Origin of the sequence: Streptomyces sp. NPDC001852, from assembly GCF_042891825.1 — a bacterium.
In the GTDB taxonomy this organism is placed as follows: Bacteria; Actinomycetota; Actinomycetes; order Streptomycetales; family Streptomycetaceae; genus Streptomyces.
On sequence record NZ_JBIATN010000016.1, the window covers coordinates 67,329 to 84,143 of the forward strand.

At 71.0% G+C, this 16,815-nt stretch carries 14 protein-coding genes and 1 pseudogene; 5 read left to right on the forward strand and 10 right to left on the reverse strand.

The features are described 5' to 3' along the window. Nucleotides 1–66 precede the first annotated feature (66 nt). Entirely contained in the window at nt 67–2,193 is a 2,127-nt protein-coding gene (locus ACFYZB_RS26955) for an ATP-binding protein (protein ID WP_388763160.1), read from the reverse strand. Between the two features lie 302 nt (nt 2,194–2,495). On the opposite strand from ACFYZB_RS26955, the gene gabT reads away from it, so the two are divergent. Further along, nucleotides 2,496–3,830: a 4-aminobutyrate--2-oxoglutarate transaminase gene (gabT, locus tag ACFYZB_RS26960; RefSeq protein ID WP_351210778.1), complete on the forward strand. Its 1,335-nt coding sequence runs from the start codon at nt 2,496–2,498 to the stop codon at nt 3,828–3,830. 442 nt (nt 3,831–4,272) lie between these two features. Beyond that, nucleotides 4,273–4,893 (forward strand): phosphatase PAP2 family protein, encoded by a 621-nt coding sequence (locus ACFYZB_RS26965; protein WP_388763162.1) that lies wholly within the window; start codon nt 4,273–4,275, stop codon nt 4,891–4,893. A gap of 33 nt (nt 4,894–4,926) precedes the next feature. Here the strand turns inward: ACFYZB_RS26965 and ACFYZB_RS26970 are convergent, their stop codons facing one another. The 8 genes from ACFYZB_RS26970 to ACFYZB_RS27005 all read right to left on the reverse strand — a co-directional run bounded on the left by ACFYZB_RS26970 (nt 4,927) and on the right by ACFYZB_RS27005 (nt 13,157). Then, nucleotides 4,927–5,385 (reverse strand): hypothetical protein, encoded by a 459-nt coding sequence (locus tag ACFYZB_RS26970; protein WP_388763164.1) that lies wholly within the window; start codon nt 5,383–5,385, stop codon nt 4,927–4,929. A 144-nt stretch (nt 5,386–5,529) separates the two neighbouring features. Continuing rightward, nucleotides 5,530–5,808 (reverse strand): hypothetical protein, encoded by a 279-nt coding sequence (locus ACFYZB_RS26975; protein WP_388763166.1) that lies wholly within the window; start codon nt 5,806–5,808, stop codon nt 5,530–5,532. Nucleotides 5,809–5,946: 138 nt separating this feature from the next. Then, nucleotides 5,947–7,377 carry an NAD(P)/FAD-dependent oxidoreductase gene (locus tag ACFYZB_RS26980; protein ID WP_388763167.1) on the reverse strand — a complete coding sequence of 477 codons (1,431 nt, stop codon included), beginning with the start codon at nt 7,375–7,377 and terminating at the stop codon, nt 5,947–5,949. A gap of 22 nt (nt 7,378–7,399) precedes the next feature. Continuing rightward, entirely contained in the window at nt 7,400–8,200 is an 801-nt protein-coding gene (locus ACFYZB_RS26985; RefSeq protein ID WP_388763168.1) for an ABC transporter permease, read from the reverse strand. Continuing rightward, nucleotides 8,201–9,130 carry an ABC transporter permease gene (locus ACFYZB_RS26990; RefSeq protein WP_351210790.1) on the reverse strand — a complete coding sequence of 310 codons (930 nt, stop codon included), beginning with the start codon at nt 9,128–9,130 and terminating at the stop codon, nt 8,201–8,203. Beyond that, nucleotides 9,130–10,281: an ABC transporter ATP-binding protein gene (locus ACFYZB_RS26995; RefSeq protein WP_388763170.1), complete on the reverse strand. Its 1,152-nt coding sequence runs from the start codon at nt 10,279–10,281 to the stop codon at nt 9,130–9,132. Before ACFYZB_RS26995 ends, ACFYZB_RS26990 begins: the two co-directional genes overlap by 1 nt. A 5-nt stretch (nt 10,282–10,286) precedes the next feature. After that, nucleotides 10,287–11,534: a spermidine/putrescine ABC transporter substrate-binding protein gene (locus ACFYZB_RS27000; protein WP_388763171.1), complete on the reverse strand. Its 1,248-nt coding sequence runs from the start codon at nt 11,532–11,534 to the stop codon at nt 10,287–10,289. 87 nt (nt 11,535–11,621) lie between these two features. Beyond that, nucleotides 11,622–13,157 (reverse strand): gamma-aminobutyraldehyde dehydrogenase, encoded by a 1,536-nt coding sequence (locus tag ACFYZB_RS27005; RefSeq protein ID WP_388763172.1) that lies wholly within the window; start codon nt 13,155–13,157, stop codon nt 11,622–11,624. Between the two features lie 209 nt (nt 13,158–13,366). On the opposite strand from ACFYZB_RS27005, the gene ACFYZB_RS27010 reads away from it, so the two are divergent. Continuing rightward, nucleotides 13,367–13,924 carry an NADAR family protein gene (locus ACFYZB_RS27010; protein WP_388763174.1) on the forward strand — a complete coding sequence of 186 codons (558 nt, stop codon included), beginning with the start codon at nt 13,367–13,369 and terminating at the stop codon, nt 13,922–13,924. A gap of 22 nt (nt 13,925–13,946) precedes the next feature. Here ACFYZB_RS27010 and ACFYZB_RS27015 read toward each other — a convergent pair whose 3' ends face one another. Beyond that, on the reverse strand, nt 13,947–14,831 hold the full coding sequence (locus ACFYZB_RS27015) for a DUF4190 domain-containing protein (protein WP_388763175.1): 885 nt from the start codon (nt 14,829–14,831) through the stop codon (nt 13,947–13,949). Nucleotides 14,832–14,854: 23 nt separating this feature from the next. On the opposite strand from ACFYZB_RS27015, the pseudogene ACFYZB_RS27020 reads away from it, so the two are divergent. Together ACFYZB_RS27020 and ACFYZB_RS27025 are read left to right on the forward strand one after the other, a co-directional pair. Next, nucleotides 14,855–16,066: pseudogene (locus tag ACFYZB_RS27020) on the forward strand (adenosine deaminase). Nucleotides 16,067–16,103: 37 nt separating this feature from the next. Then, nucleotides 16,104–16,796 carry a glycerophosphodiester phosphodiesterase gene (locus ACFYZB_RS27025; protein ID WP_351210804.1) on the forward strand — a complete coding sequence of 231 codons (693 nt, stop codon included), beginning with the start codon at nt 16,104–16,106 and terminating at the stop codon, nt 16,794–16,796. The last annotated feature ends 19 nt before the right edge of the window (nt 16,797–16,815 follow it).

Below are 16,815 nucleotides of genomic sequence, written 5' to 3' on the forward strand. Positions count from 1 at the left end.
TTTTGGCCGAACCGTATGAACGACCTACACCGATTCTGCCTCACCGTACGATCCCCCGCCGCCCCGTCACCCCCTCAGATCCACCAGCAACGGCGGCGCATGCTCCCCCCGCACACTCGTCAGCGACAACACCGCATGTCCCGCCGGCACCCCATGGGCCAGCTCGGAAGCCGACCACCGCTCCCGCTCGACCTGCCGCACGGTGACGGCGCGAGCGGTGGGTGCCTGTCCCGTGATGACCCGGCGCAGGATGTGGACGGCCTTGCCGGCCGGGGTCTCGGCGATGATCTGGCGATCGGTGACGTCCCGGGTCTCGGTCCACTCCTTGCCCCACACTTCGGCGAAGTCCTGCCCGTCCCAGGGGGTGACCCCGGACAGTGCCATCCGGCAGCCGATCGCGCCGAGCAGCGGACTGCGCAGCGGCCTGGGCACGTCGTCCAGGGTGCGCAGGGTGAGCACCGCGCCGGCCCCCGCCGAACGCAGCCGCTGGATGCCGCGGACCGCCTCCGGGGTGATGGCGCCGGAGGCGTCGTCGAGGATCAGGCAGGCGAAGAGCGACCGGTCCTCCCGTACGGTCACGGCAGCCGTGAACTGGGCGAGCACCAGCCGGGCCAGGATCCGGGAGGCGTCGGCGTGCCCGCGCTGGGGCAGGTCGATGCGGACCCGTACCGGGTGGTCGAGGGCCTTGAGCGAGAACGGCCGGGTCTGGTCGGAGGTGTCGAAGAAGCCGGCGAAGGCAGGCCGGTCGAGCAGTGCGATCCGGTCGGCGAGCACGGTGCCTACGTCACCCGGGTGGGCCATCTGCCGTTCGCGGGCGTCGAGTTCCCGCAGGAGCCCTTCCTGTCCCGTGTCCGTCAGCGCCTTGCGCAGCGCCGCGAGCGGGCCGGGAGCGCCGTCGAGGAGCCGGCGCAGCTCGGGCACGGACGGAAAGCGGTCGTGGACGGCCCGGAAGGGACCGAGCAACTGGGCGAGAACGGTGGTCGAGCGGCGGCTGTCGCTGCCCGGGTGCGGGTCGGCGAGGTCTCCCGCGAGGGCCTCGGCGAGTATGGCGGCGGCCTCGTCGGGGTCGGTGGTGCCCCCGTAGAGGTCGAGGTCGTAGACGGACTCCGGCCGGCCGATGCGTACGACGACGTCGTAGGCCTCGTCCGAGCCGAGTCCGGCCCCCGCCGCACCGACGACCACGACGGAGGCGCGCCCGGCGAGGGCGTGCAGGCACAGGGACTCGGCGAGCGGCCGTACCACCGCGCCGGTCTTCCCGGAGCCGGACGGACCGACGGCGAGCAGCGAGGTGCCGAGCAGACCGGGGTCGAGACCGAGGCCCGCGCCCCGGTAGTGGTAGGGGTTGCGGGGGTCGTCAGCGGCGGTGCCGAGCCGGACCTGGCCGGTGAACAGGTCGTGGCGGGCGTGCCGCACGGGCAGGTCGCGTTCGCCGGAGGGGTGCAGGCAGGCCGCGGAGCCGTCCCGGAGTACGGCGCCGGTGAAGGTGGCCAGGGTGTGCCGCCCCGACCGCACCCCCTGCCAGGCCCGGCTGATCCGCGCGTGATCGACGTCCCGCATGAGCCCGGCCCTCGCCTCGGCGGCAAGGCGCTCGGCAGCCTCGTGGGCGCCGGCACGGCGCAGGTGGGGCCATTCGGCCGGGTCCTGCTCGGGGGCGGGCGGGCGCTCGGCCACCGGCACGGCCGGACGCCAGGCCGGCGGACCGTAGCGGCGCCAGACCTCCCCCCAGCGGCCGAGACGGCCGACGATCAGCACGATGGCGAGCGCGATGACGGTGTAGTAGCCGTACCAGAGGAAGGCACGCGACACACTGCTGTCGCTGTTGCGCCAGGATTCGGGGACGAGCAGTTCGAGCGGCAGCACCCACCAGCTGCCGAGGTAGCCGTTCCACAGCAGGGACCAGACGAGCCAGCCGACCAGGAAGGCGATGAGGGCACCGCTGATCAGCTGCCGGGCCGGGAGCCGCTCGGGCTCCTGTTCGGGCCGGGGCCGGTGCCCCAGGCGCCACACGCCGGGCGCCGCCACCGGACGGGAGGTCCGCAGCCAGGTCAGGAAGGCGGAGCCGTCCGGTTGGGGAGGCAGGCCCGGCGGTAGCGCAGGCATGGGCGGCACCGTGCCCCGCTCGGTCGGTGACGCCGGGCGAGGTACAGGATTCGCATGCGTGCCGCGTGCGTCTCGCGTGCCGTCGCTGTCCATCGCCCTTGCCCCCTGACCAGCCGTTCCCTCGAACCGTCAGCCAGCAATCTAACGCCCCGGCAAGGGGAGTTCACCGCTTACGCGGCCGAGAGCGCCCGCCGACTGGGCGTACCCCGGCCACCCGGCTATGTCCACCACGGACAACCGGGGTGAACGACAACGCCCACATGGAGCATGCCCACCCCCCACCCCCGGCCCTAGCCTGCGAAGAAAGAGTAGGTAAGCGGCCGGAAACTCACCGCCCGGGATCGTCCGGGACGCCAGATCAGTCCGCTCGGTACGCAAGATCATCAGGAGCCCCCATGACCGCACTTCCGCAGGAGCGCCGCGTCGTCACCGCCATCCCCGGCCCGAAGTCGCAGGAGCTGCAGGCCCGCCGTACCGCCGCGGTCGCGCAGGGCGTGGGCTCCGTGCTGCCGGTGTTCACCGCGCGCGCCGGTGGCGGGATCATCGAGGACGTCGACGGCAACCGGCTCATCGACTTCGGGTCCGGTATCGCCGTGACCAGCGTCGGCGCGTCCGCCGAGGCCGTCGTGCGGCGGGCCGGCGCCCAGCTCGCCGACTTCACCCACACCTGTTTCATGGTCACCCCCTACGAGGGGTACGTGGAGGTCGCGGAGGCGCTCGCCGAGCTGACCCCGGGTGACCACGCCAAGAAGTCCGCGCTGTTCAACTCGGGCGCCGAGGCCGTCGAGAACGCCGTCAAGATCGCGCGTGCGTACACCAAGCGGCAGGCCGTGGTGGTGTTCGACCACGGGTACCACGGCCGGACCAACCTGACCATGGCGCTGACGGCGAAGAACATGCCGTACAAGCACGGGTTCGGGCCGTTCGCGCCCGAGGTGTACCGGGTGCCGGTGGCGTACGGCTACCGGTGGCCGACCGGGGCGGAGAACGCCGGTCCGGAGGCCGCCGCGCAGGCCATCGACCAGATCACCAAGCAGGTCGGCCCGGACAACGTGGCCGCGATCATCATCGAGCCGGTGCTCGGTGAGGGTGGCTTCATCGAGCCCGCGAAGGGCTTCCTGCCGGCCGTCCGGCAGTTCGCCGCCGACAACGGGATCGTCTTCGTCGCCGACGAGATCCAGTCCGGCTTCTGCCGGACCGGGCAGTGGTTCGCCTGCGAGGACGAGGGCATCGTGCCCGACCTGATCACGACCGCCAAGGGCATCGCCGGCGGGCTTCCGCTCGCCGCCGTCACCGGGCGTGCGGAGATCATGGACGCCGCGCACGCCGGTGGGCTCGGCGGTACCTACGGCGGCAACCCGGTCGCCTGCGCGGGTGCGCTCGGTGCCATCGAGACCATGAAGGAGCTCGACCTCAACGGCAAGGCCAAGCGCATCGAGGAGATCATGAAGGGTCGCCTCTCCGCCATGGCCGAGAAGTTCGACGTGATCGGCGACGTGCGGGGCCGCGGTGCCATGATCGCGATCGAGCTGGTCAAGGACCGGGCCACCAAGGAGCCCGCCCCGGAGGCCACCGCCGCCCTCGCCAAGGCCTGCCACGCCGAGGGACTGCTGGTCCTGACCTGCGGCACCTACGGCAACGTGCTGCGCTTCCTGCCCCCGCTGGTGATCGGCGAGGACCTCCTCACCGAGGGCCTGGACATCATCGAGCAGGCGTTCGCGCGCATCTGAGCCCGCACATCCGAGCGGCTGGTCTCCCCCTGAAGGGTGCCTGCGGCAGGCCGTGTGAAGAAGGTGTGCGGGGTGGATGACGGGAGCCGATTCCGTCTGCCCAAGCGGCCCGACCTGCCGTAGGTTCTACCCAGATGAGAGATACACCCCGCCCACAGGGGACTGTGGGCGATTTCAGGCCGAGGCCTCCCCAGCTTCGACCTGGTCGTGCCCTCGCGCACACAACCGGCGCCTGACGGAGCCGGGATCTCCTCACCGATCGGACGGTCGCCGCCCCAAACCCCCCGGGGCGCGCGACGTTCCGATCCGGACGGCCGCCTCGGAACTACCCCCCCTGTTCCGGGGCGGCCGACCTCCTTCCTCTTCGCCCCTCCGGGCCGTGCCCCGACCGATGCGACGCATTCCGCGTGCCGGGCCGAGCGGACCTGAGAAGCTGGGCACCGTGTCAACCCGTCACCGTGCGCTCCTCGGCCTTCCGGCCGCCCTCTTCGCCCTGATCACCTGGCAGGTCGTGGTCCACGGCCCGCTGTTGCGCCTGGACTCGCGCCTCAGCCGGGACCTGGTCCGGCCGGACGGGTTCGGCCAAGTCCTCTCCGACCTCGGCAACGTCCAGGTCGCCGTCCCGGTCCTCGCAGCGGCCGTGATCTACGCCCTCCGGCGGGGACGCGCGACCGGCGCGCACCGGTGGTGGCTGCCACCCGCCGCGGCGGCCGTCCTGATGGCGCTGGTCCCGGTGATCATCGAACCGCTCAAGGACTGGACCGCGCGGCCGGGACCCGTGGAACCTCCGGCCGTGGGCTACTTCCCCTCCGGACACACGGCCACGGCGGCCGTCGCCTACGGCTCCGCGACCCTGCTGCTGCTCTCCTGGCTGCGCTCCACGGCCGCCCGCCGGAGCCTGGTCACCGGCTGTGCGGCCCTGGTCCTCGGGGTGTCGTACGGCCTGGTCCGCCACGGCTATCACTGGCCACTGGACGTGGTGGCCAGCTGGTGCCTGTGCACCGTGCTGCTGACCGCCCTGTCCCTGGTGCCGGGCGTCGGCCGGAGCGCGACGCGTACATGAGTGGGCGGCGGGGGAGCCGCGGGTTCCCGGACGCTACCCTTCCCCGCCCTCTCCCCCGGCCAGCCGCGCCGCCGCCTCGTGCATCGCCAGTTCCAGCAGCGCGGGGTCGGTCAGCGTGCCCGAGCCGTCCGGCTGCACCAGCCAGCGCACGCCCCGGGTCGTCCGGCCCGGATACGGCACGACGAGCCAGGTGCCGGGTCCGGCGGAGCGGACCCCGGTGCCGACCCAGCGGGCCGCGGTGCCCGGCGGCACGAAGAACCCGACCCGGTTGTCGCCGAAGTCGACGAGCACCGGGCCGGGGTGGTCGAGCACACGGGTGAGCACGTCCAGGGTCGGGTAACCGAGGTCGCCCGGCAGGATCAGCACGTCCCAGGCCCGGCCGGCGGGCAACAGCGCGATGCCCAGAGGATTGCGCTCCCATTCCCGGCGACAGGCTTCGGGGTCCGGTGCGACGGATGCCAGCCATTCGACGGCCGTCTTCGCCCCAGTCATCGCAAGGCCTCCCTTTCTCTCGCCCGACCGTCCGACGCGGTCGCGTCAGGAGGAGAGAGGGAGGCCTTCCGGGGGCATTACGCGGGTTCCTGACCCCCAACGAAGTGACCTGGGTCACATTGCGGTGCCCGGCCGGGGCACCCGCTAGTCGTAGAACCAGTACCAGGCGTCGTCGCAGTGGTGGTGATGGTGGTCCCAGTCGTCATGGTCGTGGTGGTCCCAGTGGTCCCCGTCCTGGTGGTCGTGCCGGGGAGCCATGGTCACCGCGGACGTCTGGTGCATCGGCGCCGCCGTGGCGGCCGCCACCGGCAGCATGACGCCTCCGGCGGCGACGACGGCGGAGGCCACCGCTGTCGCCAGGCCCAGGCGGCGCTTGGGACGAGTGTCGTCGTGCTTGCGGTGGAAGCGGTTGATGAGGGTCATGATCTTCTCCTGCCGATCCGGTGTGGAAGTCGGTGCCTCCCGGTGAGGCCCGTGCTTCCAGTACGCCGGAACGCGGGAGCGCGGTCATGCTCCGGAAACTCGTGGCTTGACCCAGCCACAACGACCGGGTACAAGGCCTCAGCTGTCGAAGCCCAGCCCCAGCCGGTCCATCGTCCGCAGCCACAGGTTGCGGCGGCCGCCGTGCGCGTCCGCGCGGGCCAGGGACCACTTGGTGAGAGCGATCCCGGTCCAGGCGAACGGCTCGGGCGGGAACGGCAGCGGCTTCTTGCGGACCATCTCCAGCTCCGTCCGCTCGGTGCGCTCCCCGTCCAGCAGGTCGAGCATCACGTCCGCGCCGAAGCGGGTCGCGCCGACGCCCAGACCGGTGTAGCCGGCCGCGTACGCGACCTTCCCCTGGTGCGCCGTGCCGAAGAACGCCGAGAAGCGCGAGCAGGTGTCGATCGCGCCGCCCCAGGCGTGGGTGAAGCGGACGCCCTCCAACTGCGGGAAGCAGGTGAAGAAGTGGCCGGCGAGCTTGGCGTACGTCTCCGGCCGGTCGTCGTACTCGGCGCGCACCCGGCCGCCGTAGTGGTGGATCGCGTCGTAACCGCCCCACAGGACGCGGTTGTCGGCGGAGAGGCGGAAGTAGTGGAACTGGTTGGCGCTGTCGCCGAGGCCCTGACGGTTCTTCCAGCCGATCGACGCCAGCTGGTCGGCGGTGAGCGGCTCGGTCATCAGCGCGTAGTCGTAGACCGGGACGGTGTAGGAGCGCACGCGGCGCAACAGGTTCGGGAAGATGTTGGTGCCGAGCGCGACCCTGCGGGCACGGACCGCGCCGTACGGCGTGCGTACGGCCATCCCGGCGCCGTACGGCTTCAGCGTCAGCGCGGGTGTGTGCTCGTACACCCGCACCCCGAGCCGCAGACACGCCGCCTTCAGGCCCCAGGCCAGCTTCGCCGGGTGCAGCATGGCCACGCCCCGGCGGTCCCACAGTCCGGCCTCGAAGGTGGGTGAGTTCACCTGCTCGCGCACGGCGTCGGCGTCCAGGAACTCGATGCCGTCCGCGAGCCCCTGCTCCGCCAACTCCTTGTGCCAGTCGCGCAGTTCCCAGGCCTGGTAGGTCTCGGTGGCGACATCGATCTCGCCGGTGCGCTCGAAGTCGCAGTCGATGCCGTGCCGGGCGAGCGCGGCCTCGATCTCGTCCAGGTTGCGCCGGCCCAGCTCCTCCAGCTTCTGGATCTCGTCGGGCCAGCGGGTGAGGCCGTTGGGCAGGCCGTGGGTGAGGGAGGCGGCGCAGAATCCGCCGTTGCGGCCGGAGGCGGCCCAGCCCACCTCGCGGCCTTCCAGCAGGACCACGTCCCGCTGCGGATCGCGCTCTTTCGCGTTGAGCGCGGTCCACAGTCCGCTGTAGCCGCCGCCGACGACCAGCAGGTCGCAGGTGTCGGTGCCGGTGAGGGCGGGCTCGGGGTGGGGCTTGCCGGGGTCCTCCAGCCAGTACGGGACCGGCTGGGCCTCGGAGAGAGAAGCGATCCAGTTGTCTTTGCCACGGCTCATGGCGCTCGGGGCCATGATTTCAACTCCCTACAGGGGCTTATGCCTTCTGGTTGTTACGGCGATTGGTGACGAGCATCGAGAACAGCGTGATGAGAACCGCGACGAGGAACATGGTCGTACCGATCACGTTGATCTGGACCGGTGTTCCGCGCTGCGCCGAACCCCACACGAACATCGGGAAGGTGACGGTCGAGCCGGCGTTGAAGTTCGTGATGATGAAGTCGTCGAAGGAGAGCGCGAACGACAGCAGCGCGCCCGCCGCGATGCCCGGTGCCGCGATGGGCAGGGTGACCCGCAGGAAGGTCTGCACGGGGCCGGCGTACAGGTCCCGGGCGGCCTCCTCCAGGCGCGGGTCCATCGACATCACGCGCGCCTTGACCGCGGTGACGACGAAGCTGAGGCAGAACATGATGTGGGCGATGAGGATCGTCCAGAATCCCAGCTGAGCGCCCATGTTGAGGAACAGGGTGAGCAGCGAGGCGGCCATGACGACCTCGGGCATCGCCATCGGCAGGAAGATCAGCGAGTTGACGGCGCCGCGGGCGCGGAAGCGGTAGCGGACCAGCGCGAAGGCGATCATCGTGCCGAGGACCGTGGCGCCGATCGTGGCCCAGACGGCGATCTGGAGACTGATGGACAGCGAGCCGCACATGTCGGCGACACCGCACGGCTGCTTCCAGGCGTCCAGGGAGAACTGCTGCCACTCGTAGTTGAAGCGCCCCTTCGGCTTGTTGAAGGAGAACACCGTCACGATGACGTTGGGCAGCAGCAGGTAGGCGAGGGTCAGGATTCCCGCGATGACGACGAGATGGCGCTTGAGCCAGTTGACGAAGGGCATTTAGACCAGGTCCTCCGTCCCGGACCGGCGGATGTAGATCGTGACCATGGCCAGGATGGCGGCCATGAGGATGAAGGAGAGGGCCGCGGCGGTCGGGTAGTCCAGGATCCGCAGGAACTGCGTCTGGATGACGTTGCCGATCATGCGGGTGTCGGTGGAGCCGAGGAGTTCGGCGTTGACGTAGTCGCCGGCCGCCGGGATGAAGGTCAGCAGCGTGCCGGAGACCACGCCCGGCATCGACAGCGGGAAGGTGACCTTGCGGAAGGTGGTCCAGGGCTTGGCGTACAGGTCGCCGGCCGCCTCGTGCAGCCGTGGGTCGATCCGCTCCAGTGAGGTGTACAGCGGCAGGATCATGAACGGCAGGAAGTTGTACGTCAGTCCGCACACCACCGCCAGCGGTGTGGCGAGGACCCGGTCGCCGGCCGTCCAGCCGAGCCAGTTGGTGAGGTCCAGGAGGTGCAGCGAGTTCAGTACGTGCACCACCGGGCCGTTGTCGGCGAGGATCGTCTTCCAGGCCAGGGTGCGGATCAGGAAGCTGGTGAAGAACGGCGCGATCACCAGGATCATGATCAGGTTCCGCCAGCGGCCCGCCCGGAACGCGATCAGATAGGCCAGCGGGTAACCGAGCAGCAGGCACAGGACCGTGGCCGCGGCCGCGTAGAAGACGGACCGCAGGAACTGCGGCCAGTACTGGCTCAGTGCGTCCCAGTAGGTCGCGAAGTGCCAGGTGACCTTGTAGCCCTCCTCCAGGGAGCCCTGCTGCACGGAGGTGGAGGCCTGGTAGATCATCGGCAGCGCGAAGAAGACGATCAGCCAGAGGATGCCGGGCAGCAGCAGCCAGTACGGCGTGAACCGGCCCCGCTTGCGCGGGGGCTTCTTCTCCGGCGCGGTGGGCGCGAGGGGCGGGGGCGCCTCGGTGAGCGTCGACATCAGGCGGCCGCCTCTTCCTCGGTGCCCGCGTCGATGTCCTGGGCCGCGTCCAGGCCGAAGGTGTGCGCCGGGCTCCAGTGCAGCACGACGTCGGCGCCGGGCACGAGCCGGCCGTCGCGCTCGACGTTCTGGACGTACACCGCGAGCTCGTCGCAGACCGGGCTGTCGATCACGTACTGGGTGGAGACACCGATGAAGCTCGCGTCGGCGATCTTGCCGGTGAGCCGGTTGCGGCCCTCGGGGATGTCCCCCGCGTCGTCGGCGTGCGTGAGGGAGATCTTCTCCGGCCGGATGCCGACCAGCACCTTGCCGCCGGCCGTCGTCGGCGCCGAACACCGCGACTCGGGCAGCACCAGCTTGCCGCCGCCCGCCTTGAGCACGATGTCGTCGCCGCTCTTGGTGTCGACCTCGGCCTCGATGAGGTTGGAGGTGCCGAGGAAGTTCGCGACGAAGGTGGTGTTCGGGTTCTCGTACAGGTCGGTCGGGGAACCGAGCTGCTCGACGCTGCCCGCGTTCATCACGGCGACCGTGTCGGCCATGGTCATGGCCTCCTCCTGGTCGTGCGTGACGTGGATGAAGGTGATGCCGACCTCGGTCTGGATGCGCTTGAGCTCCAGCTGCATCTGGCGGCGCAGCTTGAGGTCGAGGGCGCCGAGCGGCTCGTCGAGGAGGAGCACCTTGGGGTGGTTGATGAGCGCGCGGGCGACGGCGACCCGCTGCTGCTGGCCACCGGAGAGCTGGTGCGGCTTCTTGCGCGCCTGCTCGCCGAGCTGGACGAGGTCCAGCATGTCCTCGACCTGCTTCTTCACGCTCTTGATGCCGCGCCGGCGCAGCCCGAAGGCGACGTTCTCGAAGATGTCGAGGTGCGGGAAGAGCGCGTAGGACTGGAAGACGGTGTTCACCGGCCGCTTGTACGGCGGCAGGTGGGTGACGTCCTGGTCGCCGAGGCGCACGGTGCCGGAGGAAGGTTCCTCCAGGCCGGCGATCATGCGCAGGGTGGTGGTCTTGCCGCAGCCGGAGGCGCCGAGCAGGGCGAAGAAGGAGCCCTGCGGCACCGTCAGGTCCAGCGGCTGCACGGCGGTGAAGCCGTTGTCGTAGGTCTTGGAGATACCGGAGAGGCGGACGTCGCCGCTGTTGTCTGGTGTCGTCATCGTCGTCACGCCCCTGTGAGCTTCGAGAACTTCTGCTGGTAGGCCGTCTCTTCCTGCTGCGTCAGCGCGCGGAAGGAACGGGACTTCGCCTGCATGGCCTTGTCGGGAACGATCAGCGGGTTGTTCGCCGCCGCTTTGTCGATCTTCGCAAGGTAGGGCTGCACGCCTGCGACCGGACTCACGTAGTTGACGTAGGCGGCCAGCTCGGCGGCCGGCTCCGGCTGGTAGAAGAAGTCGATGAGCCGCTCGGCGTTCGTCTTGTGGCGCGCCTTGTTGGGGATCATCATGTTGTCGGTCGAGGTCATGTAGCCGCTGTCGGGGATGACGTAGCCGACGTCCGGGTTGTCCGCCTGCAGCTGGACGATGTCGCCGCCCCAGGCGACGCAGGCGGCGATGTCGCCCTTGGTGAGGTCGGACGTGTAGTCGTTGCCGGTGAAGCGGCGGATCTGGCCCTTGTCGACGGCCTTCTGGAGGCGGGCGATCACCGCGTCGAAGTCGTCACCGGTGAACTTCTCCGGGTCCTTGCCCATGTCGAGCATGGTCATGCCGATGGTGTCGCGCATCTCGGTCAGGAAGCTGACGCGTCCCTTGAGCTTGGGGTTGTCGAGCAGGTCGGAGACCGACTTCACTTCGATGCCGGCGAGCGCCTTCTTGTTGTACGCGATCACGGTCGACACGCCCTGCCACGGGTACGAGTACGCCCGGCCCGGGTCCCAGTCGGGGGCGCGGAACTGGTCCGACAGGTTGGCGAAGGCGTGCGGCAGGTTGGCCGGGTCCAGTTTCTGGACGTACCCGAGGCGGATCATGCGGGCGGCCAGCCAGTCGGTGAGGACGATGAGGTCCCGGCCGGTGTCCTGACCCGCGGCGAGCTGCGGCTGGATCTTGCCGAAGAACTCGTCGTTGTCGTTGATGTCCTCGGTGTACTTGACCTGGATGCCGGTCCGCTTGGCGAAGGCGTCGAGCGTGGGGTGCCGTTTCGTCTTGTCGTCCACGTCGATGTACTCGGGCCAGTTGGAGAAGTTGACGACTTTCTCCTTGGCCGAGTGGTCGTCGGCGGACACGCCTCCTTGCGTCTTGTTCGCCGGGGGGATCCCGCAGGCGCTCAGCGCCCCGAGTCCGCCGACCGCGAGCGCGCCGCCCGCGGAGGCGCGCAGCAGCGACCGGCGGGTCATCGCGGCCCGGCCGCTGCGCAGACTGCGCCGTATGGCGGCGACTTCGACCGGGGTGAGGCGGTCGGGCTCGTACTGCTCCATGCGCGTGGTGCCCTTTCGGGAGGAATGGGAGGTCGGCCTGGTCGAGGGCCGGAGCGTCACACCCGGCGGCAGCCGGTCGAACGGCTGCTACCGGTCCCCGAAGATCGTGCGGTGCCAGTCCTTGCGGGCAACGGCCGTAATGTCGAACATTACGTGCTTGACCTGCGTGTACTCCTCGAAGGAGTACGCCGACATGTCCTTGCCGAAGCCGGACGCCTTGTAGCCGCCGTGCGGCATCTCGCTGATGATCGGGATGTGGTCGTTGATCCACACGCAGCCCGCCTTGATCTCGCGGGTGGCGCGGTTCGCGCGGTACACACCGCTGCTCCACGCGGAGGCGGCGAGGCCGTACGGGGTGTCGTTGGCCAGCCGGATGCCCTCATCATCACTGTCGAACGGCAGTACGACCAGTACCGGGCCGAAGATCTCGGACTGGACGATCTCGCTGTCCTGGGCCGCGTCGGCGATCAGCGTCGGCCGGTAGTAGGCACCCTTCTCCAGCTCGCCCTTCGGGGCCTCGCCGCCGGTCACCACGCGCGCGTAGGCACGCGCGCGGTCGACGAAGGCGGCCACCCGGTCGCGCTGGACGTGAGAGACGAGCGGCCCGAGGTCGGTGCCGGGCGCGAAGGGATCACCGAGCCGCACGCTCTCCATCAGGGCGGCGGTCTGCTCCACGAAGGCCTCGTACAGCGGCCGCTGCACGTACGCGCGCGTGGCGGCCGTGCAGTCCTGCCCGGTGTTGATGAGCGCACCGGCGACGGCCCCGTGGACGGCGGCCTCCAGGTCGGCGTCGTCGAAGACGACGAACGGCGCCTTGCCGCCGAGCTCCAGATGCAGCCGCTTGACCGTGGCGGTGGCGACCTCGGCGACGCGCCTGCCGACGGCGGTGGAGCCGGTGAAGGAGGTCATGGCGACATCCGGGTGGCCCACCAGGTGCTCCCCCGCCTCCTTCCCGGTCCCGGTGACGATGTTGACGACACCGTCCGGGATTCCGGCATCGGTGGCGGCCCTGGCGAAGAGCAGCGAGGTGAGCGGGGTCAGCTCGGCGGGCTTCAGCACGATGGTGTTGCCGGCGGCGATCGCCGGGAGGATCTTCCAGGCGGCCATCTGGAGGGGGTAGTTCCAGGGCGCGATCGATCCGACGACGCCGATCGGCTCGCGCCGGACGTACGACGTGTGGTCCCCGGAGTACTCACCGGCGGACTGCCCCTGCAGGTGCCGGGCGGCGCCCGCGAAGAAGGCGGTGTTGTCGATGGTCCCCGGCACGTCGAACTCGCGGGTGAGCTTCAGCGGCTTCCCGCACTGCAGGGACTCGGCCCGGGCGAAATCCTCGGCGCGCTCGGCGAGGACGGCGGCGAACCGGTGCAGGGCGTCGGAGCGCTCGCCCGGGGTGGCCGAGGCCCAGCCCGGGAACGCCTCGCGCGCGGCGGCTACGGCCGCGTCGACGTCGTCGGTGCCGGCCAGCTCGTAGGTGTACACGGCGTCGCCGGTGGCGGGGTCGACCACGGCGTGGGTACGGCCCGAGGTGCCCTTCGTCAGCCGGCCCGCGATGAACTGCGCGCCGTCGGCGAATCGCTCCTCGGCGGGGAATCGTTCCGGGGTGGCGGTGCCCGGGTTGTGCATGTCGCTCTCCTCCGCCGTTCGCCCCGTCCCGGGGGGTGGGTGGCGTAGCTCCAGCTCGATTTGAGTGCCGATCCTGACAGAGCAATAGGACTCCAACAAGTGATTCCGTTGTTGCCTTTTGGTTACGCGACGGAATCTGTCGACCAGGTGTCGAGTCAGGCGAGAAAAGGGCGGACGGAGTGTCAGTGGTGCGTGCCAGACTCGCGTGCATGGGGAAGATCGACGGGGTGGAAGCCCTGATCAGCGAGGTCCGGGCGGGCAGCCGGATCAAGTACCTGCACTTCTGGGGGCACCGGCCGCGACCGGACGGCAGCATCGGCGCGAGCTGTCTGAGTCAGTGGTGGCCGTCCCCGTTCGAGGTCGACGGGGTGGAGTACGCGACGGCCGAGCACTGGATGATGGCCGGCAAGGCGCGGCTGTTCGGGGACGCGGAGGCCGAGCGGCGGGTGCTGGCCTCCGGCCATCCCTCCCAGGCCAAGAAGGCCGGCCGGCTGGTCCGGGGTTTCGACGAGACGACATGGGAGCGGGAGCGGTTCGGGATCGTGGTCGAGGGGAGCGTGCACAAGTTCGCGGCCGACGACGCGCTGCGCGGGTTTCTGTTGAGCACGGGTGACCGGGTGCTGGTCGAGGCGAGTCCCGTGGACCGCGTGTGGGGGATCGGGCTGGCGGCGGACGACGAGGCGGCTTCGGATCCGGAGCGGTGGAGGGGGCCGAATCTGCTGGGCTTCGCCCTGATGGAGGCGCGGGCTCGGCTGAGAGCGGACTGACGCCGTCGCGCCGGCCGGTGCCTCAGGTGTGGTGGGCGATCACGAACGCGAGGAAGCCCAGGGCCAGGACGATGCCGGACGCGCCGCAGATGAGCCCGGCGAGGGCCACGCCGGGGTTCGTGGCCTCGCCCCGGCCGGCCTTTCCGCGGCCCACCGCGCCGAAGATCACCGCGAGGATGCCCAGCACCAGGGCGATCGGCCACAGCAGGAAGCCGACCGACGCCAGGATGCCCAGCACCAGCGAGGCCGTGCCCATGCCGTTGCTCGGCATCGGCTGCATGCCGGGCCAGCCGTAGGGGCCGGCGTACGGCGGCTGGGGCTGTCCCGGGTGGCCGTAGGCGGGCGGCATGCCCGGGTAGCCGTACGGCACCTGGCCCGGGCCGTCGGGGGCTATGGGCGGCGGGGGCACGGGTGCCGGTCCCGCGTGCTGCACGGCAGGCGGGGCGTAGGGGGACGGCGGCGCATAGGGGTTCGCCGGGGCGGACGGCGGGGCGGACGGGTTCACGGGGGCCGTGGCCGCCGGGGGCGCGAACGGGTTCGCCGCCGGGGGCGCGGAAGCGGCGGCCGGCGGCGCCCAGCCCTGCGGCACGGCGTCGGCGGGCTCGTCCGGCGAGGAGGGCAGCGAGGTCAGCGTCGGCTGGTAGTGGACGGAGCCGTCACCACGCGCGGAGTCCGGGCGCGCCTCGGATATCGAGCCCGGAACCGGAGCGGAGCCGGTGCCCTGACCCGCAGCGGAGCCGGTGCCCCGACCCGCAGCCGAATCAGCGCCCTGCCCCGGAGCCGGCCACGGTGCGTGATCCTCGGGCCCCTGCTCCGTCCGCTTGTCCAGGGACAGCCGGGGTGCTGTCGGCCCCTCGCCGGCAGGCTGATGCTGCTGTGGCGTGGACTGCGGCACCTCGTCGGACATGGTGAAGGACCCCTCTGCTGGCTGTGCCGCCATGCTACGGGCAGGCCGGGACGGCGCGGGCCGGGGCCTACGATGATCCCGCGCAACCGATCAGCCGATCACCGCGCCCGCACCACGGCCCAGGACCATGGACCACGCTCGCGGGCGCCCGTCCCGGGGAGGACCCCATGACCGACAGCCCCGTACCCGCCGCCGGCACGGCCGACCGCGATCTGCGGACCTTCATCGCCGGGCTGCCCAAGGCCGAACTGCACGTCCACCACGTCGGCTCCGCCTCCCCGCGCATCGTCTCGGAGCTGGCCGCCCGCCACCCCGACTCCAAGGTCCCCACCGATCCCGAGGCCCTGGCCGACTACTTCACGTTCACGGACTTCGCGCACTTCATCGACGTGTACCTGTCGGTCGTCGACGTCATCCGCACCCCGGAGGACGTCCGGCTGCTGACCTACGAGGTCGCCCGCGACCTGGCCCGGCAGCAGGTGCGCTACGCCGAGCTGACCGTCACCCCCTTCTCCTCCACCCGGCGCGGCATCGACGAGCTGGGCTTCATGGCGGCGATCGAGGACGCCCGCAAGGCCGCCGAGGCCGAGTTCGGGACCGTGCTGCGCTGGTGCTTCGACATCCCGGGTGAGGCAGGGCTGGAGTCCGCCGAGGAGACGGCGCGGCTCGCCACGGACGACCGGATCCGCCCGGAGGGACTGGTGTCGTTCGGGCTCGGCGGCCCCGAGATCGGTGTACCCCGGCCGCAGTTCAAGCCGTACTTCGACCGGGCCATCGCCGCCGGTCTGCACTCGGTCCCGCACGCCGGCGAGACGACCGGTCCGGAGACGGTGTGGGACGCGCTGACCGACCTGCGCGCCGAGCGCATCGGGCACGGCACCAGCTCCGCGCGGGACCCGAAGCTGCTCGCCCACCTCGCCGAGCACCGCATCCCGCTGGAGGTCTGCCCGACCTCGAACATCGCCACCCGCGCGGTCCGCACCCTGGACGAGCACCCGATCAAGGAGTTCACCCGGGCCGGGGTGCTGGTGACGATCAACTCCGACGACCCGCCGATGTTCGGCACCGACCTCAACAACGAGTACGCGGTGGCCGCGCGGCTGCTCGACCTGGACGAGCGGGGCCTGGCCGACCTGGCGAAGAACGCCGTGGAGGCGTCGTTCCTGGACGCCGCCGGCAAGGCCCGGATCACGGCGGAGATCGACACGTACACCAGCACCTGGCTCGCCTCCTGACGCACCCCGGGACCGGGGGCACCCCACAATGGGGGTCATGCAGACCGTGACCGCCGTGGCCCATCGCGGCGACCCCTACCGTCTCCGTGAGAACACGATCGACTCGCTGCGGTCCGCGCTCGACCGGGGCGCGGACGCGGTCGAGATCGACGTACGGCTCACCCGCGACGGCGTCCCCGTGCTGCTGCACGACGACACGCTGCAGCGGCTGTGGGAGGTCGGCCGGCCGCTCGGCGCGCTGTCCGCCGAGGAGGTGCGCGGGCTCACGGCGGGCGGTGTGCCGACGCTGGCGGAGACGCTGGCCGCGACCGGCGACAGCCGCGTGATGGTGGACCTGTGCGGGCGGGTCGAGCGGCGGATGGTCGACCGGGTCATGGACGTGGTCCGGCAGAGCGGGGCCCGGGAGCGCGTCTACTACTGCGCGGGCGCCGAGGCGATGCTCGCCGTCCGCGCCGCCGACCCGGCCGCCGAGATCGCGCTGACCTGGACGAGCCTGGCCCCACCCCGGCCCGCGCTGCTGGACGCGGTCCGCCCGCGCTGGCTCAACTACCGCTTCTCCCTGGTGAGCCGGGAGCTGGCGGCCCGCATCCACCACGACGGTTATCTGCTGTCGGTGTGGACCCCGGACACCCGCCGCTCGATGGGCCGCCTGCTGGCCCTGGGCGCCGACTCGATCACCACGAACCGGGTCGACGTCCTCCACACCCTGCGCAACGGCACCCTCCGCTGACATGGCCCCGCGTGAGCGC